Annotated in this window: 19 protein-coding genes and 1 pseudogene; 6 read left to right on the top strand and 14 right to left on the bottom strand. The window is 58.9% G+C overall.

Going from position 1 to position 22,271, the window contains the following annotated elements; genetic code table 11:
- Nucleotides 1–2 precede the first annotated feature (2 nt).
- Complete coding sequence (locus INF61_RS01710; protein WP_015572579.1) at nucleotides 3–1,274, top strand: DUF445 domain-containing protein; 1,272 nt, start codon at nucleotides 3–5, stop codon at nucleotides 1,272–1,274.
- Here INF61_RS01710 and INF61_RS01705 read toward each other — a convergent pair.
- From INF61_RS01705 to INF61_RS01675, 7 genes are all read right to left on the bottom strand, one after another.
- Nucleotides 1,271–2,347: a DUF2955 domain-containing protein gene (locus tag INF61_RS01705; protein WP_015572578.1), complete on the bottom strand. Its 1,077-nt coding sequence runs from the start codon at nucleotides 2,345–2,347 to the stop codon at nucleotides 1,271–1,273. The two genes, INF61_RS01710 and INF61_RS01705, sit on opposite strands and share 4 nt — an antisense overlap.
- On the bottom strand, nucleotides 2,337–3,404 hold the full coding sequence (locus tag INF61_RS01700; RefSeq protein WP_100160624.1) for an HlyD family secretion protein: 1,068 nt from the start codon (nucleotides 3,402–3,404) through the stop codon (nucleotides 2,337–2,339). The genes INF61_RS01705 and INF61_RS01700 overlap by 11 nt, the downstream gene beginning before the upstream one ends.
- Complete coding sequence (locus INF61_RS01695) at nucleotides 3,401–3,871, bottom strand: MarR family winged helix-turn-helix transcriptional regulator (RefSeq protein ID WP_032647140.1); 471 nt, start codon at nucleotides 3,869–3,871, stop codon at nucleotides 3,401–3,403. Before INF61_RS01695 ends, INF61_RS01700 begins: the two co-directional genes overlap by 4 nt.
- A gap of 149 nt (nucleotides 3,872–4,020) precedes the next feature.
- A complete protein-coding gene (locus INF61_RS01690) occupies nucleotides 4,021–4,716 on the bottom strand; it encodes a helix-turn-helix transcriptional regulator (RefSeq protein ID WP_047727861.1) in 696 nt (231 codons plus the stop codon).
- Nucleotides 4,691–5,086: an amino acid-binding protein gene (locus INF61_RS01685; protein WP_045350116.1), complete on the bottom strand. Its 396-nt coding sequence runs from the start codon at nucleotides 5,084–5,086 to the stop codon at nucleotides 4,691–4,693. The genes INF61_RS01690 and INF61_RS01685 overlap by 26 nt, the downstream gene beginning before the upstream one ends.
- Nucleotides 5,079–5,402 (bottom strand): antibiotic biosynthesis monooxygenase, encoded by a 324-nt coding sequence (locus INF61_RS01680; protein WP_045333468.1) that lies wholly within the window; start codon nucleotides 5,400–5,402, stop codon nucleotides 5,079–5,081. Before INF61_RS01680 ends, INF61_RS01685 begins: the two co-directional genes overlap by 8 nt.
- A 259-nt stretch (nucleotides 5,403–5,661) precedes the next feature.
- The gene (locus INF61_RS01675; RefSeq protein ID WP_010427243.1) at nucleotides 5,662–6,141 is read right to left on the bottom strand and encodes a carboxymuconolactone decarboxylase family protein; all 480 of its coding nucleotides are present in this window, start codon (nucleotides 6,139–6,141) and stop codon (nucleotides 5,662–5,664) included.
- A 102-nt stretch (nucleotides 6,142–6,243) separates the two neighbouring features.
- Here INF61_RS01675 and INF61_RS01670 point away from each other — a divergent pair, with 102 nt between their 5' ends.
- Complete coding sequence (locus INF61_RS01670) at nucleotides 6,244–7,632, top strand: PLP-dependent aminotransferase family protein (protein ID WP_017694575.1); 1,389 nt, start codon at nucleotides 6,244–6,246, stop codon at nucleotides 7,630–7,632.
- 85 nt (nucleotides 7,633–7,717) lie between these two features.
- Here INF61_RS01670 and INF61_RS01665 read toward each other — a convergent pair whose 3' ends face one another.
- Nucleotides 7,718–7,879, bottom strand: coding sequence for a DUF1127 domain-containing protein (locus tag INF61_RS01665; RefSeq protein WP_003863073.1), 162 nt, complete (start codon nucleotides 7,877–7,879; stop codon nucleotides 7,718–7,720).
- A 176-nt stretch (nucleotides 7,880–8,055) separates the two neighbouring features.
- Here INF61_RS01665 and INF61_RS01660 point away from each other — a divergent pair, with 176 nt between their 5' ends.
- Nucleotides 8,056–9,471 carry a PLP-dependent aminotransferase family protein gene (locus INF61_RS01660; RefSeq protein WP_032668118.1) on the top strand — a complete coding sequence of 472 codons (1,416 nt, stop codon included), beginning with the start codon at nucleotides 8,056–8,058 and terminating at the stop codon, nucleotides 9,469–9,471.
- A 76-nt stretch (nucleotides 9,472–9,547) separates the two neighbouring features.
- Here INF61_RS01660 and foxA read toward each other — a convergent pair whose 3' ends face one another.
- The 3 genes from foxA to INF61_RS01645 all read right to left on the bottom strand — a co-directional run bounded on the left by foxA (nucleotide 9,548) and on the right by INF61_RS01645 (nucleotide 13,103).
- A complete protein-coding gene (foxA, locus tag INF61_RS01655) occupies nucleotides 9,548–11,638 on the bottom strand; it encodes a ferrioxamine B receptor FoxA (protein ID WP_045339611.1) in 2,091 nt (696 codons plus the stop codon).
- A 139-nt stretch (nucleotides 11,639–11,777) separates the two neighbouring features.
- Nucleotides 11,778–12,734 carry an AraC family transcriptional regulator gene (locus INF61_RS01650; RefSeq protein ID WP_017694577.1) on the bottom strand — a complete coding sequence of 319 codons (957 nt, stop codon included), beginning with the start codon at nucleotides 12,732–12,734 and terminating at the stop codon, nucleotides 11,778–11,780.
- Between the two features lie 135 nt (nucleotides 12,735–12,869).
- Nucleotides 12,870–13,103: a DUF2171 domain-containing protein gene (locus tag INF61_RS01645; RefSeq protein ID WP_003863067.1), complete on the bottom strand. Its 234-nt coding sequence runs from the start codon at nucleotides 13,101–13,103 to the stop codon at nucleotides 12,870–12,872.
- A 219-nt stretch (nucleotides 13,104–13,322) separates the two neighbouring features.
- On the opposite strand from INF61_RS01645, the gene INF61_RS01640 reads away from it, so the two are divergent.
- Entirely contained in the window at nucleotides 13,323–13,508 is a 186-nt protein-coding gene (locus INF61_RS01640; protein ID WP_015572568.1) for a hypothetical protein, read from the top strand.
- 38 nt (nucleotides 13,509–13,546) lie between these two features.
- On the opposite strand, the gene INF61_RS01635 is transcribed toward INF61_RS01640, so the two are convergent.
- A complete protein-coding gene (locus INF61_RS01635; RefSeq protein ID WP_015572567.1) occupies nucleotides 13,547–14,668 on the bottom strand; it encodes a cupin domain-containing protein in 1,122 nt (373 codons plus the stop codon).
- Nucleotides 14,669–14,802: 134 nt separating this feature from the next.
- Nucleotides 14,803–15,408: pseudogene (locus tag INF61_RS01630) on the bottom strand (ATP-dependent Clp protease proteolytic subunit); the annotation flags it as partial.
- Between the two features lie 85 nt (nucleotides 15,409–15,493).
- On the opposite strand from INF61_RS01630, the gene INF61_RS01625 reads away from it, so the two are divergent.
- Both INF61_RS01625 and INF61_RS01620 read left to right on the top strand, forming a co-directional pair.
- The gene (locus INF61_RS01625; RefSeq protein ID WP_017383871.1) at nucleotides 15,494–15,880 is read left to right on the top strand and encodes a VOC family protein; all 387 of its coding nucleotides are present in this window, start codon (nucleotides 15,494–15,496) and stop codon (nucleotides 15,878–15,880) included.
- A gap of 179 nt (nucleotides 15,881–16,059) precedes the next feature.
- On the top strand, nucleotides 16,060–16,677 hold the full coding sequence (locus INF61_RS01620) for a response regulator transcription factor (protein ID WP_017383872.1): 618 nt from the start codon (nucleotides 16,060–16,062) through the stop codon (nucleotides 16,675–16,677).
- Nucleotides 16,678–16,680: 3 nt separating this feature from the next.
- On the opposite strand, the gene INF61_RS01615 is transcribed toward INF61_RS01620, so the two are convergent.
- On the bottom strand, nucleotides 16,681–22,266 hold the full coding sequence (locus tag INF61_RS01615) for an ATP-binding sensor histidine kinase (RefSeq protein ID WP_193547477.1): 5,586 nt from the start codon (nucleotides 22,264–22,266) through the stop codon (nucleotides 16,681–16,683).
- Nucleotides 22,267–22,271: the final 5 nt, after the last annotated feature.

The following is a 22,271-nucleotide window of genomic DNA, read 5'->3' as shown; positions in this document are numbered from 1 at the left end:
CCATGGAAAAACATACCGAACTCAAACGCGCCAAGCTTCTCGCGCTGTCGCTGCTGCTGATTGCCGTCGCAGCGTTTATCACCACTCTGTTCCTGCCGCAAACCTTCTGGGTGCGCGGCGTAAAGGCCATTGCCGAAGCGGCGATGGTCGGCGCGCTGGCGGACTGGTTTGCCGTTGTCGCGCTGTTCCGCCGGGTGCCAATTCCCTTTATCTCGCGCCATACGGCGATTATCCCGCGCAATAAAGACCGCATCGGCGACAATCTCGGCCAGTTCGTGCAGGAAAAGTTTCTCGATACGCAATCCCTTGTCGATCTTATCCGTCGCTACGAGCCCGCACAGATGATTGGGACCTGGTTCAGCCAGCCCGATAACGCCCGGCGCGTGGGGCAGCATCTGGTGCAGGTGATGAGCGGTTTTCTGGAACTTACCGACGATGGGCGCATTCAGCGCCTGCTCAAACGCGCCGTCCACAAGGCTATCGACAAGGTCGATCTAACCGAGACCAGCGCCGTCATGCTGGAAAGCATGACCAAAAACAACCGTCACCAGGTGCTGCTGGACGCCATCATCAACCGCCTGATTACCCTGATTCAGCGGGAAAGCACGCGGGAATTTATTGCCGACCAGATCGTCCACTGGCTTAAGACCGAGCATCCGCGCAAGGCGATGGTGCTGCCCACCGAGTGGCTGGGTGATCAAAGCGCGGAGATGGTGTCGAACGCGGTGAACACGCTGCTGGACGATATCAGCCACGACCGCACGCACCAGATCCGTCAGGCGTTTGACCGCGCCACGATCAAGTTCATCGACAATCTGAAAAACGATCCAGAGATGACGGCGAAAGCCGAGAATATCAAACACTACCTGAAGAATGACGAAGCCTTTAACCGCTATCTGGGGGAAATGTGGGCTGACCTGCGCCAGTGGCTGAAAAATGACATGCAGAGCGATGATTCCCGCGTGAAGCAGCGTATCGCCAACGCCGGGCTGTGGTTTGGCGAAACGCTGACCAACGACGCCAGCCTGCGGGCGTCGCTGAATGAGCATCTGGAGCAGGCCGCGCACCGCGTGGCGCCGGATTTCGCCGCGTTCCTGACGCGCCATATCAGCGACACGGTGAAAAGCTGGGATGCCAAAGACATGTCACGCCAGATAGAACTCAATATCGGTAAAGATCTTCAGTTCATTCGCGTTAACGGTACCCTTGTGGGCGGAACAATTGGCCTGATCCTGTTTCTGCTCTCGCAACTGCCCGCCGTGCTGGGGCATTAATCCGCTTTTGGCGGCGCGATAACGTAGCGCGTCGCCTCGAAGCGGTTCAGGATCAGGTGCACCAGAAAGACCATCGTCAGCGTGACCACCAGCGCGAAGGTGACGGAGGTGATGCGGTACAGATCGCTGAACACCAGGTCGCTGTCCGGGTGCATGTTCTGCCCGAACATAATGCCGATGGTGGTGATACTGGCGAAGCCTACCCCGGCGCCGACCTTCTCCATTACGTGCAGACGCGCGCCAAACGCCAGCCCAAGGCCAATCAGCGGCATCATCAGCAGCATATGGCTGCTGTGATCGTAGAGGATAAGCTGGACGACAAGGATATAGAGACACCCCAGCACCACGCCGACTACGCGCCAGATGGAGCTGATAACCGAGCCGCGATAGTGCATCGGGAACAGGATCAGAATGCCCGCCATCAGCGCCGAAAGCGAATCGCTTAAGTCGCTCATCTGGAACACCACGAAAATCAGCGTCGCCACGGTGCCCGAGAGCAGAGACTCGTGGCGCACGCGGGCGTCATCTTTCTCGATCAGCGGCGGCGGCTTACGCGGCTCCACGTCCGGCAGCAGGTAGTTCATCAGCGCGCTCAGGCACACCGCCATTACGCTCGCTTCGATGTTAGAGAATAAAAGCGTGTGCCAGTTGGTGGTGGGGTAGCTCATAAAGTTGAGCATCACGCTCTGGCAAACCACGCCCATCGAGCCGAACAGGAACAGCGGCCCCTTACTCATAAAGCGAAAACGCATCACGTACAGGGCAAACACCACCAGCGTCATAATGACCGGCCACTGGGACAGATAGCCGATGATAAACACCATTTCGATGCAGTTCAGCGAGGCGCTGAAGATAAACTGCTTCGCCACGTGGCGGTTAAACACCGGCACCAGCGAGAGCAGCATGATCGGATAGACCACAAAAAACACGCCGTAGCTGGTGTTGTAGAAACTCGAAATACTGAGCGCAATCATCCCGGCAAAGACGATACGCAGGGTCTGGCGAAAGTCGTTTGCCGTATAGACGATGTTGCCGTGCGGGGTAAATACCCGCGCCAGGGTGCTAATAGACATAGTGAAGCAGGCTAACCAGATGGATTTGCATCCCGGAGAAGAATCGCGCAAACGGCCCTTCGCTATTGTAGAGCTGCACGGTGGCGCGCGCGCCGGTCGGCAGCGACTTCGGTAAGGCTTCGTCCAGCGCCACGTGAATGCGCATACGCTGGGCATCACGCACCCAGCGGTTGGAGGTTTCCGGTTCAGAAAGTTGACCGTTTACGGCCTCCTGTCCGGCGAGGATCCCCGCGTCGCTGCTGGTGACGTGGGCACGGAAAACTTGCCCCGGGAAGGCGTCAAACACCACGGCGGCGTCGGTCCCCTGGTGGGTATGCCGCAGGCTCTTCTCGCGGAAATCCGCCACGATATCGATCCGGGTGTTCACCAGCGCCAGCGCAGCCGAACCGGACGAGGCGTAAAAACCGGGGCTTAATTGCAGGTTACTGACCGTGCCGTCCGCCTCGGCGTAGACCTTCGTCCAGCCAAGATTCAGCTCCGCTTCATCCAGCGCGTTACGGTATTTTTGCAGCGTCACGTTGTGGTGCTCGTCCCGCTCGCCGCGCTGAATGCGCAGGTTATGAATATTCGCCTGAATCGAGCTGACGGACTGCTCGCTGCTCTGCCAGGTGGTACGGACCTTATCCAGATCCGCCTGCGACACGCTCTGCAAGGTACTCAGTTTCTGGTAGCGGTCGAAGGTAACTTTGTCATTACGCGCCGTCAGCACCGCGGTTTTCAGGCTGGCCTGCGCCGCGGCAATCTGCGCGTCCAGCTGATCGTTAGACAGACGCGCCTGTTCCAGCGCAATCTGCGCCGCTTCGACCTTATTGCGAAACGGCGTGGCGTCGAGCTCAAACAGCAGATCGCCTCTCTTAACCTGGCTATTGTTGTGGACATGTACCGCCGCCACATACCCGGAGACGCGGGCAGACACCGGGGTCACCACGCGCATCACGGTGGAGTCCGGCGTCAGCGGGATCCAGATATCCGCGACGATAAAGTAGACAAACATCAGCAGGAAAGAGGCAATACTCACCCTTACCCAGCGGGCAAACTTTTGTTCAGGAGTCATTATTTTTCGGTCTTATTATCTTCTTCGCGGATTGTCCGCAAATTGCAGGCGATTTGATTGAGTGTGGCGCTGAAAATATCGAGATGTTCCGGCGCGATGTTTTGCGATACGCGCGCCTGATACGTCTCAATCACCTGAGAGAGCCTTTCAAGAATGGCTTTTCCCTCAGGCGTCAGCGTCAGCAGCCGGATACGCTTGTCATACGGCGAGACGGTGCGCAGCAGGTAGCCCTGCTTTTCCAGCTGTGTCAGCGTACGCATTAGCGGAGGCAGTTCAATCCCCTGCACTTCCGCCAGCTCGCTGACCGAGACGTTATCCCCGAGTTGATGAAGCTGCATCATCACCGTCCAGCTCGACTGGGTTAACCCGGTGTCGAGAATGGCGTCGTCGATGACTGCGCGCCACTGACGCACGATCATCGCCATCCGCATGCCCATCGGCCTGCGGTTAAACAGATCTTCTTCACTCATGGGGAATCCTCTCGTAGTACGCCATTACGATAATAGTTATCAGGGTAAGTATCAAGAAACGCGAGGTGAAAGAGCAGGAATTGCGAAACGATGTTCTCCCTCTCCCTGTGGGAGAGGGTCGGGGTGAGGGCATCAGCCCGCAACGGCGTTTAGCGGCTAAAATGCTTCCTGACGGCACTTTTCCCCGAAGCCGTCACCACCACCTCCCTGTACCCCGCCACCCGCTGGATCCAGCCTTTGCTTTCCATGTGGATGAGCAGCGCCGCGCCGGCCTCTCCCCCCAGATGAAACCGCCGCTCGCTCCAGTCCAGGCAGGCGCAGCACGCCTTGCGACGGGTATTGGGATTTAACGGAATACCAAGCTTCAGAAACTGCTCGCGGCCATGTAGCGTGAGCGCTAAACCGTCTGCCTCAAGCCAGCCTTCCGCCTGCATGAATTCATAGATATGTACCGCCACCGTTCCGGCAAGATGGTCGTAGCAGGTTCGTGCTTCGCGCAGGGCTTTTGGCGCGGAGGTTTCCGGCGGCGTGATGCGGCTCCAGGAGAGCCCCATCATCTGCTCGACAAGCGCCGCCACGTCGTGTCCCGCCAGGCGATAGTAGCGATGCCGCCCCTGAGACAGGCAGGTAATCAACTTTCCCTCCACCAGCCGCGCGAGATGCCCACTGGCGGTCGACGGCGCAACGTCTGCCGCCACGCTCAGCTCTGTAGCCGTCCACGCCCGCCCGTCCATCAGAGCACAGAGCATCTTCACGCGCGACGGATCGGCCATTGCAGCCGCTACAGCGGCAATGGCCTGTTCCAGCATCGCGCTGTTATCAGAGGGTAAGCTCGTCTTTAACATTCGTCGCCCAGGATTCGGTGATCTCTGCGGCCAGCTTATCATCATCCGTCAGCAGAATAAGGTGATTCGCATGGTCGCTGTACTGAGTCAGGATAGACACGCCGCGTGCCGCCAGCGCCGCCGCAATTTCACCCAGCTCGCCAGGACGCTCCTGCTTAAGCTTTCTGATCACCGGCTTTCGCAGCGCCTGCACGGTAAACCCGGCGTCGAGCAGCACACGGCGGGCTTTTTCCCCGTCCTCCACCAGGAAATGGGCATCCGTACCGAAAACGCCGCCCCCCTCCAGCCCCACGCCGTTGCGGCCTAACAGTTGTCCAAAGCTCGCCAGCTCGCCGGGCCTGTCGCTAAAAATCACATGAACGTCATACATCCGCGTGCCCTCCGGTTTCGGAACTGTATTCCCGCACCAGTTGCGCCACGCGAATACGGTAGAAAGAAAAAATCGACGCCCGGCCTTCGGCCTGCGCGGCCTGATGGAAGACATTCTGCTTCCAGCGGCGGACGGCCTCTTCATCCCGCCACCAGGAAAGGGACAGGATTTTGCCGTCGGTCGTCAGGCTCTGGAACCGTTCGATATCAATAAAGCCGTCGATGTCGGCCAGTAAAGGCTTAAGCTCTGCGGCCAGTTGCAGATAGCGCGCCTGATAAGCGGGTTCGGCTTTGGCTTCGAAAAGGACTGCGATCATGGTTTTCTCTCCGTTGTGATGTTGGGGAGAGAATGCAGAATGAAGAGATACAATGCTTCGGTATGGAGCGAAGTGTTTGCCGGATGGCGCTGCGCTTATCCGGCCTACGGTGTTTTGTAGGCCCGGTAAGCGCAGCGCCACCGGGCTGGTTTTAGCCCACAATCGACCTTGGCTCCATAAACGCCCGAATCCCCCACTCGCCATCGTCACGTCCCGCCAGGCTTACGGGCGCTGGTGGCGATAATCCGCGAGCGCGGGATTACTCCAGGTTAGCCTTGTTCAGCCCATATGCCGCATCCAGCGAGCCCGGCTCCATGCGGGAGGTAATGCCCAGGCGGTTCCAGGCGTTGATCGCTACGATGGCGAAGTTCAGCTCTGAAATTTCCACGTCCGAGAAATGCTCCGCCACGCTGCGGTACAGCGCGTCGCTCACGCCGTGAACGCCAATCTGGGTCAGCGCTTCGGTGAAGGCCAGCGCGGCTTTCTCGCGGGCGCTGAACAGCGGCGACTCCCGCCACGCCGCCAGATGGTACAGGCGCAGCTCGCGCTCGCCGGCAATTTTGGCCTCTTTCGAATGCATATCCAGGCAGAAGGTACAGCCGTTCAGCTGCGAGACGCGAATGTCGATCAGGTGCTTCAGCGCCGGATCAATGGAGGTTTTCGCCACTTCCATGCTCAGGGCGGAAAGCGCGTTGGCGAGTGCAGGTGTGGCTTTGTGGTGGTTTACGCGGGTGCTCATTGTCTTTCCTCTTTTTTGTGCGGTTTTTATCATGCGATGAGGCAAATCTACGTCGTTAATGACATAGTAAAAAGACACAAAAAACCTGAAATGAGGTAGGACATGAAGCCGGGCTATCACGACATTTATACCCGCTATCGCGATAACATCACGCGCGGCGTACTGAAGCCCGGCGACAAAGTGCCTGCCATCCGCGTGCTGGCTGAAGAGCTTAAGGTCGCGCGAAAAACCGTTGAAACAGCCTATGCCATTCTGACGGGGGAAGGATATCTGGTAAGCCAGGGCGCGCGCGGCACGCGGGTGAATCCGGATCTTCTGCTGCCCGCGCAAAACGCTCCGGCAGAACAAGCGACCGGCACGCTGCCGGCGTCGTTGATTAGCCAGCGCGAACGGGCCGGTTTTCTGCGCCCCGGCATTCCCGCGCTCGACAGCTTCCCCTATAAAAAATGGCTGCTGCTGGCAGGCCAGGCGACGCGCGCCATGCGTCAGGATGAAATGCTCAACCCGCCGGTGCTGGGCTGGTATCCGCTGCGCGAGGCAATTGCCCGCTATCTCAATATCTCGCGCGGGTTGTCCTGCACCGCAGAACAGGTGCTGATCACCAGCGGCTACAGCGGCAGCCTGCGCCTGATCCTCGACACGCTCGCCAGCCGCAGCGATAAGGTGGTATTTGAGGATCCGGGCTACTTTATGGGCCAGCAGTTGCTCAAGCGCATTGTGCCCCGCCTGCACACCGTGCCGGTCGATCGCGCAGGGATGGATACGGACTACCTGCTGCGTAATCACCACGATGCCCGCTTCGCCATCGTTACCCCGTCGCACCAGAGCCCGCTGGCGGTGACGCTCTCCCTGCCGCGCAAGCAGCAGCTGCTCGACTGGGCGTCACAAAACGAGGCGTGGATTATCGAAGATGACTATGACGGCGAATTTCACTACACCCGCAAAGTGCTGCCGTCGTTGAAAAGCCTCGACCAGCATGACAGGGTGATCTTTATGGGCACCTTCAGCAAAACCATCATGCCTTCACTGCGCATGGGCTACGTGGTGATGCCCGCCAGCACCGTCGGCGCGTTTACCGACAGCGCGGACATCCTCACCAGCGGCCAGCCGGTCCTGACGCAAAAGATCCTCACAGCCTTTCTCAACGAGGGGCATTTTTTCCGTCATCTGAAAAAGATGCGCGCGCTCTATCAAACCCGCCGCGACTGGATGATTGCCGCCCTGCGTGAGGTCTATGGTGATCTGTTCTTCACCGAGCAAAACGACGGTGGAATGCATATTGTCGCGTTCCTCGCAAAGGGAAGCGCTGACCGGGAGATCGCCCGCTGCTGGCAGGAACAGCAATTGCAGGTTAATGCGCTTTCGGCGTGGTATCGCGGGTCGGGCAAACGCTACGGGCTGGTGATGGGCTATAACAACGTGCGGTCATATCAGGAGGCGGTTGAGCTGCTGGAAAGGCCGAAACGGCAGACGCTTGCGCTGTTGAGCTGAAAACCGCCGGGTGGCGGCTGCGCCTTACCCGGCCTACGGTCTCCTGTAGGCCCGGTAAGCGTAGCGCCACCGGGCAACCCTATGCTCACACATCATATCTCGATAACCCGACGTCCTTGAGCTGCTCGTCGCTCATCTGGCTCAGAATACGGCGGGTACGGTTGATGCGATACCAGTTACGCAGCGTTTTCGCTACCCAGACAAACGCGATAAACGGACGTTTTGAACGATTCTCGTAGAATTCCATGATGCTCTCCTCGCTGTGCCAGTGGAGTTATCATCATGGAAAACGGCCAGTACAATACAGATTCAAAAACTGCTTTTGTTTACCATACAGATCCGCTAAAACGGTATCTGCATGGTGGTTTACCCATCAATCTGTACTGGTTTAATGCTCTGTATGGTGAAAAAAAAGGATACAGCATGACGCGCTATCAACATCTGGCCAACCTCCTGGCGGAACGTATCGAACAAGGGCTGTATCGCAGCGGTGAACGTCTGCCGTCGGTACGCACGCTGAGCCAGGAGCACGGCGTGAGCATCAGCACCATACAGCAGGCCTACCAGATCCTCGAAAACCGCCAGCTGATTACGCCTCAGCCGCGCTCCGGCTATTTTGTCTCGAAACGCAAAGCCCAGCCGCCCGTCCCGGCGATGACGCGCCCGGTGCAGCGCCCCGTGGACGTCACCCAGTGGGACGAAGTGATGATGCTGCTGGACGCCCGCGCCGACAAAGAGATGATCTCCTTTGGCGGCGGCTCACCGGACATTAACCAACCGAGCCTGAAGCCGCTGTGGCGTGAGATGAGCCGCATTGCGCAGCATAATCCGGGCGAAATGCTGAGCTATGACGTGCTCGACGGGCGCCTGGAGCTACGCGAGCAAATCGCCCGTCTGATGCTGGATGGCGGCTCCACCGTGGCGGCAAACGAGATTGTCATCACCAACGGCTGCCACGGCGCGCTGTCGATCGCTCTGCTCTCGGTGTGCAAGCCGGGTGACATCGTGGCAGTCGAGTCACCATCGTTTCACGGCACCATGCAGATGCTGCGCGGCTTTAACATCAAGGCCATTGAAATTCCCACCGATCCCGAGACCGGGATCAGCATCGAGGCGTTAGAGCTGGCGCTGGAGCAATGGCCGATCAAGGCGGTGATCCTGGTGCCGAACTGCAATAACCCGCTCGGGTTTATCATGCCGGAGTCTCGCAAGAAGCAGGTCTTAGCCCTGGCACAGCGGCACGATATCGTGATTGTTGAGGATGACATTTACGGCGAGCTGGCGGCGGAGTACCCGCGTCCGCGCACCATTCATTCTATGGACATAGATGGCCGCGTGCTCTTATGCAGCTCGTTTACCAAAACCGTGGCGCCGGGCCTGCGCGTCGGCTGGATCGTGCCGGGGCGCTATTACGACCGGGTGATGCACATGAAGTACGCCGCGGGCGGGTTTAACGTGCCGGGCACGCAGATGGCGGTGGCGGCGTTTATTCGCGACGGCCATTACCATCGCCACGTGCGCCGTATGCGTCAGATTTATCAGCAGAATATGGAAACCTATACCTGCTGGGTGCGGCAGTATTTTCCGGCAGAGATATGCGTCACCCGCCCGCAAGGAAGCTTCCTGCTGTGGGTTGAGCTGCCGGAGACGGTCGATATGGTGTGCGTCAGCAAGCAGCTGTGCCGTCTGAAGATCCAGGCTGCGGCCGGGTCGCTGTTTTCTGCCTCCGGGAAGTACCGCAACTGCCTGCGGATCAACGTGGCGTTGCCGCCGACGGAGAAGAACCGCGAAGCGCTGAGGAAGATGGGCGAGGCAATTGTGATTGCGATGGAGGAGTAGTGCGGCCTGTTGCCCTCACCCCAACCCTCTCCCAAAGGGAGAGGGTGGAAACCGCCACCGGGCAATGGTCAACGACTCAGAACTTCCACGAAACGCTGCCCACAATGCTGCGTTCTGCACCGAAGTAGCAGTAAGAGAGCGAGTTACACGCCGCGACGTAGCTTCTGTCTGTCAGGTTATTGACGTTCAACTGCGCGCTCACGCCCGTGAGCCCCACTTTCGACAGGTCATACCCCACGGTCATATCCACCAGCGTGTACGACGGAAGCGTATGGGTGTTCTGGCGATCGCTGGCGATCCCGTTGACATAGCGCACGCCGGAGCCGACGGTCAGGCCATCCAGAGGGCCGGTTTTGACGTCGTAACTCAGCCAGGCGCTGGCCATGTTACGCGGGGCATAAACGGCGCGCTTGCCCTCCTCTTCCGGGCTGCTCTTCTTGTAGCGAATATCCGTGTAGGTGTACGCGGCCTGCATACGCAGGCTGTCGGTCAGCTGACCAATCGCCTCCAGTTCAACGCCTTCGGATTCGATTTCACCGATGGAACGGTACGGATCGGTCGGCTCCTCTTTAGTGGCAATGTTCTTCTGGTTAATGCGGAACACCGAGGCGCTGAACTGGCTGTTCATCCCCTCCGGCTCATACTTCACACCCGCTTCCCACTGCTTGCCCTTCATCGGATCCAAAATGTTGCCCTGCTCGTCGGCAAAGCTGGTCGGCGTAAAGGCGGTAGAGTAGCTGACGTACGGCGCGACGCCGTTATCAAACAGATACAGCAGCGCCGCGCGGCTGCTGAAGTTATTTTTATCCAGATCGCTGCGGGTGTGGTTGAAGTTGTCGACGTTCGACACGCTCACCTGGTCGTAACGCCCGCCCAGCGTGAGGCGCCAGCGGTCAATGGACATCTGATCCTGTAGGTAGTAGCCGGTCTGGCGCAGCTTGTGTTTTTCCCTGCTGTACTGGGTGATGTAGTCCGGCTTCGCGCCGTAAACAGGATGGAAAGCGTCAATCGGCGGGAAGCCGCCGTAGTAGCCAGTGACGTTGTTGGTGCGGTCCTGGTAGTCCATGCCGATCAGCACGCGGTGGTTTACCGCCCCGGTATCGAAGCTGCCGTCGACCTGGTTATCCAGGGTGATGGCGTTCATCTTCTCGTCGGAGCCGGAATAGCCGCGGTTCAGCTCGGTGTCATTCAGCCAGCCTGCGGCATACACCTGGTTCAGCTCGACTTTGGTGTGCAGGTAGCGCAGCTTCTGGCGCACGGACCAGCCGCTGTCAAACAGGTGCTCAATGTTATAGCCGACCATGTTTTCCCGACGATCGTACTTGTCGTAATCGTCCTCGCCCTCGAAGAAGGTGTTGGAGATTTTCTTACCGCTGTGCGGTACAACGGTGCCCTCATATGGCAGGCCGGAGTGGCTGCCGCCTTCCGGATCGCGGTGCAGGTAGGCCATCAGATCCAGACGGGTGTTGTCGGTGATACGCCAGGTCAGGCTCGGCATCAGGGCGTAACGCTCTTCCTTCAGCGGATCGAACTGGGAATCGGCATAGCGGGTCATCCCGCTGAGGCGCACCGCCACGCGGTCGTTATCATCAACCGGGCCAGTGACGTCGAACATCGCCCCACGCTGGTTATTGTTACCGGCGAAGAGCTTGATCTCCCCGCCAGGATCGAACGATGGCTTACGGGAGGTGAGCGCCACAATCCCGCCCGGCGATGAGCGGCCATAGAGCACGGAGGCCGGACCGCGCACGACTTCGATACTGTCCAGGAACCACGGGTCAACCACCAGCGAGCTGTGGGAGTTGGTGTCGCCCATCATCTTCAGGCCGTCGAGGTAGACGTTGTCCAGGCTGCCGTCCGAGAAGCCGCGCAGCACCATGTAGTCAAAGCGGTTTGACGCCCCGATCTGGTTGCTGTAGACCCCCGGCGTGTAGCTCACGGCCTGACGCACGCTGGTTGCGCCCTGCTCTTCGAACTGCTCGCGAGTGACGATAGAGACCGACTGCGGGGTTTCAATATCTGGTGTTTCAAGCTTGGTGGCCGCAGACTGCATCTGCGAGGTCACCACCACGGTGTCAGTTTTTTGGGCATCCTGCGCCAGTAAAGGAAAAGCAACGCTACCGGTAACCCATCCCACCAGCAGTGCCAGACGCGATTTAGCAAACATATCCCTCTCCAGAGATATTTCTTATTGTTAATAAGAATTATTACCTTTTTGAGAGTGCAAACGGCTATGCGTGCCGCCAGGTTACGTATGCGCGATGCTAAACCACACGAAATGCATTCGCGCGACAGGAGAAATTACGTTAGCGGAGTTTGCGCACGTCCCCCGGTGAAATCCCGTAATGACGACGAAACGCGGTGGCAAAGTTGGTGGCATGCTGATACCCGCACATCCAAGCCGCCTGCTGCACGCTGTGGCCTTCCAGCAGATAGCGGCGCGCCAGCGCAAGGCGACAGTCGCGAAGGTAATCGAAGAGCGTGCAGCCGTAGCGCTGACGGAACTTGCTGCGCAGGCTGCTTGGGCTCATTGCGGCAAGGGCTGCCAGCTGCGCGAGAGTATGATCCCGTTCAGGAGACTGTTCCAGCAGGCTCCGCACGCGTTCAAGACGCGCATGCTCAGGCCGGCGCGGGCAAGGCTGCTGGCGCTGGTTGAGGCCATGGCCGAGCAGCTGATACATCAGCCCCTCCAGCAACAGCTTGCGTGAGAGCACGCTTCCCCCCTGCCGCTGCGCATGCAGAATACCTGACATCACAAACTCGGGAACCTGCCAGACAAACGCGGGTGCATTCAGGCTTTGCCATTCCAGAAGCAATGACTCAAGCAGGGCTTCACGTCCGGCATCGTGCGGGTAGACGCCAAACGAGAGCGTTTTCAGCGTGCTGTCGGCATCGTGACGCGCGCTCATCACCTGATCTTCACTCAGACGTGAGCTGAACGCCATGCCCGGGCGGACGGGATAATTGATACCATTGAGCGTGAGCGTCACGCACCCTTCCAGCACCACCAGCATATAGAGCGGGCTGCTGTGGCGAGAGGTGGTTTCATAGGGCTGTAATACACGTACGTCGGAGTGGGTCAGCGAAATGCCGGACGAGAGCATCATCTCTTCAACATTCCCCTGCAACACGGGGCTGCCGCTGACCTGCGCCTCTTTTAACTGGGGGAAACGGTAGTCGATGCCGTAGCGCTCGCCGAATACCTGAAAATCTTCAACAAAAAATATGCGTTTCGCTGATCTATTTTCACTCTGGAGCATCATTTGGGGCCTGCATCGGGGAAAGGACAGGCAAAACAGTACCATCCATTTGTAATGGCAGCAATCACCGGGCGCAGACACTATTACGCTCCGGACGAAGCCGGAGCGAAGGCATATATTTCCTTGCGAGAAATATATTTATGCTTCCTGCCACTCAGCAAAAACCTCTTTATGGTTTTTGGTCAGGACAACTTTATTATCTTCGACCTTATCAACCCAGCCGAGAGGAATAAAGTGGTGCTTGCCGCCCGATTCCGGATCGCTCTTCGCAAGCTTGATACGCTCACCATCAAGATGGTCCACAACCCCGACGTGCGTTCCGCAGCTGGCGACAACCTGAGTGTGATCCTTAATTGCGCTTTTATCTACCATAATTATTCTCCTGTTTCGGTTATTTGCCTGTTGCACGAAATTAACTGTAGCGCATAAATTCAGGCTTAAACGTCTTATTAGCATTTTGAAACATCATTGACAGAACCGAATATTAAGTCTACTTAACGCCGAAATGAAAAAATAAGAATGAGATGAATTATTACCGACTGATTATTTCCCGTTCATAATTAAATTATCGCAACCAACGAGGAGGTATTTATGACGATTCGCAATAATCGGGCAGAAATTTCACTGGCTCTTGGTGAAGCGGTTTTAGACATCGTGCAAAAAGGCCATGAAGTATCGCGAGAAAATCTTGCCCGGGCGATGAAAATCAAAGCGGAGAAAGAGCGCGACGATGAGCGGCTTCTTAACTACTGGAAGGCCTGTAATATGCTGGTCTGAACCTGGCGGCGTTTAGCCTGACTAAACGCCGCCTGCTGTTACTCGTCGAAGAACCAGTAGCCCTGGTTAATCAAACCGGTCAGCTCTTCCACAAACGCCGGATTATTCAGCGCATCGCCCAGCTCAGCCTGGCCGAGCTCGGTGAAGCGGCACAGCGCGTCCGCCCCGTTCACATCCGCCGTTTCCAGCTGTTCGCTGTTGATAAAGACGCTGCCGTTGATGTTCAGCACGCGCAGCCCGCTCAGGCGGGAGAGCGTTTCGCCCCCTTGCAGCGCGTCGAGCACCTCTTCTGCGGAATACGGCGGCTCGGCGGCGGCAATATCCAGCTCGTGACGCGGCGTGGAGACGAAGCTGCCAAACCATTTCGTAAAATCATCTGGCTTGCTAATCATGTCGATCATCATCTGGCGAATGCGATCGAGCTCGTACTGCTCCACGCGGCCAGGGTGTTCGCGGCAGGTCAGATCCGGATCGCTGTAATGTTCGCCGCCCAGATCGTTCTCCAGCGCGTAGTCGGCAAAGCTGCTGATCAGATCGCGACCGTTCGGCCCGCGGAAACCGACAGAGTAGTTGAGCGCGGTTTCATGGGTGAAGCCGTCATGCGGGAATCCAGGCGGAATGTAGAGGATATCGCCCGGGGCCAGATCTTCGTCGATGATCGGCTCAAACGGATCGACGTGCAGCAGGGCCGGATGCGGACAGAACTGACGCATCGGCAGCTTGTCCCCCACGCGCCAGCGGCGGCTGCCCATCCCCTGGATAATAAACACATCGTACTGATCGATATGCGGCCCAACGCCGCCACCCGGGACGGAGAAGGAGATCATCAGGTCATCGAGACGCCAGTCCGGCAGGACGCGGAACGGACGCACCAGCTCTGCTGCGGGCATATGCCAGTGGTTCACCGCCTGCGCCAGCAGGGACCAGCCGGTTTCACCGAGGTTATCGAAATGCTCAAACGGGCCATTGCTCGCCTGCCACTTGCCGTTAGCATGGCTTACCAGGCGGCTATCAACTTCCGGCTCCATCGCCAGACCCGCCAGTTCATCAGGGGTAATGGGGTCGACAAAATTCGGGAAGGCATTTTTCAGCACAACGGGTTGTTTTTGCCAGTATTTTTCAAGAAATTCCGGCCAGTTCAGGTTCAGTTGATACGCCATGGGTAGCACCAGTGAGAGGGGAGACAGGCGCGATTATAGAAGAGACAGCGAGGGGGGAACTTGTCATGGGTCAATCGAGCGCGCGTAGGTCGGGTAAGGCGAAGCCGTCACCCGACGCACACGCGGGCTTAAACTTAATCCAGGTTCAGCTCGTCATAATGGGTAATCAGTTTACCCACGATGCCGTAGTCCAGCGCTTCCGCCGGTGACATCCAGAAGTTACGGTCGGTGTCTTTCTTCACTTTCTCCAGCGGCTGGCCGGTGGCGTCAGCAATCAGCTTGTTCACGCGCTCCAGCATGCGGATGATCTCGCGCGCTTCGATTTCGATATCCGTTGCCTGACCGCGCACGCCGCCCAGCGGCTGGTGGATCATAAAGCGGGTATTCGGCAGAGCGTAGCGGTGCTCTTTTTTCGCCGCCAGGAAGATGGTGATCCCGGCGCTCGCCACCCAGCCGGTGCCGATCACATGCACTTCCGGACGGATAAACTTAATGAAGTCGTGGATGGTGTCGCCCGCTTCTACATGGCCGCCCTGACTGTTGATGTACAGCTTGATCGGATCGTTGCTGACGCTTTGCAGCAGGATCATCTGAGTGATGACCTTCTGGGCCAGCTCCTGGTTAATCTCTCCGGAGATGACAATCGAACGGGATTCCAGCAGTTTTTGCTGTAGAGCGCCCGCGCCGTTTGTTCCTTCCGCTTTTTCCTTGTCGCTTTCTTTCAGTGTGTAGTGCATTGTTGTTTCCTCAGCTTGTCGCGCTCAAAACCAGAGTGTAGCCTGTTTTACCGGTGAAAGTCCTCACAGACAAATAACGAGGGATCTTATGAATATTGCACATGTCGCACTCTGGACCCGCAGCCTGGACGCGCAGGTTCAGTTCTGGGAAACGGTGTTTGGCGGCCGCAGTAATGACCGCTACGTCAGCAAAAATCGTCCGGGGTTTAAATCTCACTTTATTACCCTGGATGACGGGCCGACCATCGAGCTGATGACGCTGCCGGGCCTGCCCAGTGCACCTTCGCACCCGGAATTTGTCGGCTGGGCGCATATCGCCATCAACGTCGGCAGCAAAGCGCAGGTGGACAGTATGGCAGCGCAGGCGCAGGCAAGCGGCTCCCTGCTCAGCGCCCCGCGTATGACCGGGGACGGTTTCTATGAAGCGGTGATTGCGGACCCGGACGGCAACCGTATTGAGCTTGTCGGTGCATAAAAACAGCGTTTCGTTCCTTCATCGCCTCCGCTCAAGCTCGCTATACTTCATATGGTTATCATATTGCTAAATGATAATGATATTTAATGTGTTAAGATGAAAGTCAGCATAAACAGTCTCTTACGTAGCCATAGTGACTGTTTACATCCTCGACATTTAAATCAACACCGGGGCGGTGAATGGAACACATTGTTTATGTGGTTGATGACGATGACACAGTCAGGCAGTCCGTTGTCAGGCTGCTGGAATCTGCGGATATACATGCCCTTGGCTTTTCCTCAGCAGAGGCCTTTCTCAGCCATCCCTTTGAGGATCTGCCCTCCTGCGTGATCCTCGATATGCAAATGCCCACGATAACCGGGTTTGATGTCGCAGATGCGCTGAAAGACAGCGGGCGGGAAATACCGATCATCTTTCTCACCGGCCACGGCACCATCCCTATGTCCGTCCGGGCGATCAAAGGCGGGGCCTACGAATTTCTCACTAAGCCCGTTGAATCCAGCGCGCTCATCGGCTCCATCGAATCCGCGCTCAGGCTGGCACAGCACAACGCCGCCCGCGTCAAAGAGCACTACGCCCTGAAACAGCGCCATCTGTCCCTCACGCCGCGCGAGCATGAGGTGCTTGAGCTGGCCGTCAGCGGCAAGCTCAACAAGCAGATCGCCGCCGAGCTGGGCGTCAGTGAGATTACGGTGAAAGTGCACCGCCGCCGGGTGATGGAGAAAATGCAGGTCCGCTCCGTGGCTGAACTGGTCAGGGCCGTCGAGCGCCTGACCAAACATCAGCCAGCGGAATAACCGTTACATCTCCTGTCCGGCAAGCGGCAACGCGAAGGTAAACACCGTGCCGTACGGCTCTCTGCGGCGCGCGCTCAGTTTCCCCCGGTGCCGTTCAATGATGCTGGCGCTGATGGTCAGCCCCATGCCCATTCCCTGCGCTTTGGTCGAATAGAACGAGTCAAAGATCCGCTCGGTGAGCTCCGGCTCAATGCCGCTGCCGGTATCGGCGATCTCGAAAATCACCTTCCCCTCAGCGCAGTTCGCGGTGGCGATCGTGATGCTGCACGGGCGATCCGTCACTTCCGCCATCGCTTCCATCGCATTCATCACCAGGTTAAGCAACACCTGCTGGATCTGCACGCTGTCGCCGATGATAAAGCTGTCGTCAGCGTTCAGAAGATAATCAACGCTTATGTGTCGCAGCTCAAGTTCGCTGCGGGAAAGCATAATGATGTGGTGGATCAGGAAGTGCAGATCGATTCGCGTAAACGTGGGGTCCTGTTTGCGCGTCAGAGACTGAATGCTGCGGATGATCTCCCCTGCCCGCTCGCCCTCGGCGGCGATCTCCTCCAGCCCCTCGCGCACTTTTTCCAGCCGCGCCGGATCGCGGTTGAGCCAGCGCAGGCTTGCGCCGGCGTTCGAGACAATCGACATCAGCGGCTGGTTGATCTCGTGCGCGATCGAGGAGGTCAGTTGCCCGACGGTAGTGGCTCGTGAGACCCGCGCCAGATCCGCCTGCGCCACCCGCATCGCATCCTCCGCCGCCCGCTGGCTGGTGATGTCGGTAATGATGCCGTAATACTCATTCACCTCGCTGCCCACCCCCACCGGATCGCCAATCCCGAGGATGTAACGAACGGAGCCGTCGGTGCGGATGATGCGAAACTCCGCGCGCATCGACAGCCCGTCACGCACGCTCTGATTAACGAGGGTGCTGATCCGGCCATAATCATCCTCATGCACGAAGGTCAAAAACTCCGCCATTGAGATCATCTTTTGCTGTTCCGGCAGGCCAAGGATACGGGCGTACTCTTCGGACATAAACATCAGATCCTGCACCAGTTCCCAGCGCCAGCTGCCGGTATGGCTGATCTGCTCGCCCAGCATCAGTGAGGTCTGGCTGGCGCGCAGCTCTTTCTCCACCCGTCGGCGCTGGATGTTTTCCGCCAGCAGCTCGGCGTAGAGCCGCGCCGTCTCCAGCGAAACCGCCGCCTGCGCGCCCAGCAGGCTGACCACGCGCGAATGTTCGGCGGTAAACACCTCCGGCATCAGGCGGTTTTCCAGATACAGAATCCCCACCAGCCGCGCCTGTTTGAACATCGGCACGCACATCACGGCGGCGCCGGACGTCACCAGATACGGATCCTGGCTGAACGGGTGGAACTCCTCCGGTTTGCCGGTGCGGATCTCCTGCCCGGTGCGGATCACCGCGGCCAGCACCGACAGCGGCATGTCCGTCGCCATCGGTGACGCTTTCAGGATGCGCACCCGCACGCCGTCGGTACTGGTCCAGGCGCTGGCTTCAATCTCCGGGATGTGATTATCGCTGACACGCAGCAGCAGGCCACGCTGCGCCCCGGCCCGTTCAAGCAGCAGCGTCATCAGGTTTTCGATTAAACGTTCAAGGTTGATCTCTTCGGATAAGGCGCGTGAGGCTTTGATGACGCTCTGTAAATCGCGGATCACCTCGTTCTGGGCAAACGCCGCCGTGTCATACGCGCGGCTCTGCCCGGAGGCCAGCAGATGGGGGAAATCCTGCTCCAGCTGGCGCACCTTGGCCTGCGCCCCGACGCGCCCCCAGGCGGCAATCGCGCCGCGGAAATGGGCGTCGGAGGCGGTCGGGTAGCCGCAGGCCAGCGAGAAACGCCCGGCCAGCTCGTGCGACAGGGCATTGATCGGGTTAAACCCGCCCTCCCGCGAGAGTCGCACCGCTTTTTCATACTGCTCCAGCGCGATGCTGTTCATGCCGTCCAGACGGACGATTTCGGCATAAATCAGCGCCTCTTTATCGGCAAACGTGCCCGGATTGATCCGCGCCCAGAGGGCTATTTTGTCGTAATGGTGATGAATACTGCGGCGATAATCCGCCGAAAAGGTTTCCGGCGTGAGCTGGCGGGAGAGCGCCAGCGCGCTGTAAAAATGGTAATCCAGCAGATGAATATGACCCGGCGCGGACCACGCATACCAGCCCGCCATTTCTAAATCCGCCTGTGCGTCGGCGTATTCGCCGCAGGAAAAGTGCGCCATCCCGCGATAGAGCCAGTACCAGAAGAGCATGGTCGAGGTCTGCTCGGGCGCCTGCTCCGGCGGCGCGGGCAGCAGATCGTCAGGCAGCGCCTGGGCGGCGCTCCATGGGCCCGTCACCGGCGTGCGTAAAAACTCCACGTAGCGGCGCTGAATGTGCAGAACGGTTTCAATGTCCTGGTAATCCGTTTTGCGCACAAAGGCCAGACCGCGATCGATGCTGGTCAGCACGCCATCCAGATGGTCGCCCCGGGAGAGGAAGTTAATGATCTGATGACAGGCCGCGAAGCAGGCCATCGTCATGTCGCCGTGGGTCACCGCTGAGGTAAAGCAGGCCTTGGCGCACTCGATAGTGTACGACAGCGGCTGGGTCCAGACGCTGAGCTGGTCGAGCGGCAGCAGAGTTTTGGCTTCATAGGCATCATAGCCGTGGCGGTTCACCAGCTCACGAGCCAGCGTGCCGTACTCAAACCCGAGACGGTATTCGGCGTAGCGGTGGCCAATCAGCACGCCAAACCAGGCCATCGCCGTGGTGGAAGCACCGGTTATGCCGTGATCGAGCGTGAGGTGCATCATCCGGCACAGGAGTAAAAAGTGCAGGCGCGGGCAGGTAAAGCTGGCGAAAATACTGGCGCTGTAAAGCAGGTTCATCACCGCTTCGGTCTCTGCGTTCTCCATCAGCTTAAGCTGAGAAAACGGGTTCTGCGGCGCGTCGGCGGTGCGTTGACAGAACTGCTGCCAGGCCTCGTCACATTCGGCATTTTCCGGGTAGCGGCTGATCTGGATCCCGAACACGCCCAGCCAGCATAACGACGCCTCCAGCGCCAGGCGGATCTCCGACTGGCGCATATAAACTTCCGCCAGCAGGTTGGCGGCCAGCGCTTTCTCCGTCAGCCCGCCCGGTGAACCGAGGATCGCATCGCACAGCGCACGCGTGCGCTCCAGGTGTCCGAGCGCAAACTCACAGCCCGCCTCTTCGATATCCAGCATAAAGTCCGAGACCGGGCCCGCATTCCCCAGCGCTCTGGCGGTCTGGATATAGCTTAAGGCGGAAAGGTAATCGCCGGTACGCTTCGCACGCCGCGCGGCCTGAAGGCTCAGCTCCCGGAATCGCTGCCGCTGGGGTGCAGGCTGGATGCAGTCCAGCGCGGCGCTGACGTGGTGAACCGCGCGGAACAGCAGTTCGTTGCCCGCCGTCTGCCGCGCGGCATCCGCCAGCAGGCTGGCGGTGGTCAGGTGCAGATGGCTTTTCTCGCCCTCATCCAGCAGGGCAAAGGCGGCTTCCTGCACCCGATCGTGGGTAAAAGCGTACTCTTTCTCCGTCAGCACAATCAGCTGAGCGGTCACCGCCGGATGAAGCGCGTAGCGGATTTCCGCCGCCGACCGCCCCACCACGCGGCACAGCATCTCCAGCTCGCCCGTGCAGCCGAGGCAGGCGATGCTGCCCAGCAGGCGGCGCGTCTCGTCGGGCATCTCCTTGAGCTGTTCAAGCACCAGCGTCACCACGTTCTCGGTGTAGTGCCGGGCGCGGATGGCCTGGAGATCGTAATGCCATTTCCCCTGATATTTGTTGTGCACCACCAGTCCGTCATCGACGATGCGGCGGAAAAATTCCTGCACGAACAGCGGGTTGCCGCCGGTTTTTTCATGGATCAGCGTGGCAAGATCGGCGGTACCGGTACTGCGGGCATGAAAAATCCCCCCGAGCCAGCGCGCCACGGCCTTCACCGACAGCGGCTGCGGCACGATCGTCGTGGCGTGTTGCGCCGCCTCCGGCAGGCTCGCCAGCGCGGTCTGCAAGGTGGGCTCAGAAAGCGAACTGAGATCGCGGTGCGCCACCACCACCAGCAGCGGGATGGCGCCGCAGGCGCGCAGCAGGTGATCGAGCGTTTGCAGGCTGGCGGCGTCGATCCACTGCACATTATCCAGCAGCAGCACCAGCGGCGCGCCCTGGGTGGCGAAGGTTTTCACCAGCGCCAGCACCATATGGCTGAAGCGCGCCCGCGCGTCGATGGAAAAGGTATCCGCAGAGAAACGCGGTTTGTTCTCAAGGAGTAAATTCAGCTCCGGCACCAGGCTAACGGCCAGCTCCTCGAAGCCTTCCAGCGCCCGCGACAGGCGGATTTTCCACGTCGCTACCTCCCCGGCTGGCAGCCCGAGCAGGTGCAGCGTGAGCGTCCGAAACGCCGAACTCAGCACGCCGTAGGGCAGCGTGGGAGAATATTGATCGACCTTGCCCACCGCCAGCAGCACCTTGCGCTGTTGCAGCGATTTCAGCGTGGTGGCGATCACGGAAGATTTGCCGATCCCCGAAGGCCCCCCAATCGTCACCAGTTCCGGCGCACCGCTCTGGCTGACCCGCTCAAACGCGGCGATGACGTCGCTGGCCTGCGGATGTGCAGAGAAAAGCGAATCGGCAAGATGGATCGCCGGAGAGCGATCCATCTTGCCGGGAATAAAGTCGACGATCTCACCTTCGGCGGTCAGCGTCGCCTGGCAACGCCTGAGGTCGGCAATCAGCCCGTCGACGGTCTGATAGCGATTCTCCGGATTCTTCTCCAGCAGCTTAAGGATAATGGTCGACAGCATGCCGGGTACGTCCGGGCGCACCCGCCCCGGCGCAAGCGGCTCAGAGGCAATGTGGTAATGCGCCCAGTTGGTCTGGTCATCAGCGCTCAGTTCAAACGGCAATCGCCCGGTCAGAAGTTCATAAAGCACGATACCCAGACTGTAGAGATCGCTCCGGCTGTCGACGGCGCGCCGGGTACGCGTGGTGTGTTCCGGTGACATGTAGGCGGGCGTGCCGCCAGACGCGGCAAGCCGGGACTGGGAGAACGCGTCGGAGGTGCCGCAGGAAAGACCGAAGCTGCAAAGACGGCAGGTGGCGTCGTGATGAACGAAGAACGCCCCGGGTTTGATATCGCCGTGGATCAGGTTGTGCAGATGCATCTGGCGCAGGGGACCGCAGATGCGGATCGCCATTTCGATAAAGCGGGCGATCCCGGAAATCGCCTTACCTGCCCGGCACGCCAGCAGTTCAAAGCAGAACGGCGCGTAGACCAGCGCAAAACGTCCGCGGTACTGGGTTGAAGCGACGGGCCGGATAGCCCAGCCGTCATGAAGCCGGTCGCGCAGGGCAAACTCGTTTTTCAGCAGCCGCGTTGCCCGCTCCTCTTCTTCATCGCTGACCGCGGTGGCAATAATAAACGAACCGCCGGACTGGGGATGTCGCCCGTTCATCCAGGAGATGCCGCCCTCCTGCGCCAGCACGGTAAAAATGACATCCTCTTTCAGAACAAAAGCCCGCCCTTCATGGAGACTTCCCCGGGCGGGCCAAAATGCAGGCGACGTATGTTCGTTCATCCGCG

Origin of the sequence: Enterobacter cloacae complex sp. P18RS (assembly GCF_014982105.1) — a bacterium.
Lineage (GTDB): Bacteria > Pseudomonadota > Gammaproteobacteria > Enterobacterales > Enterobacteriaceae > Enterobacter > Enterobacter hormaechei_C.
This window is presented reverse-complemented; position numbering and strand designations above follow the sequence as displayed.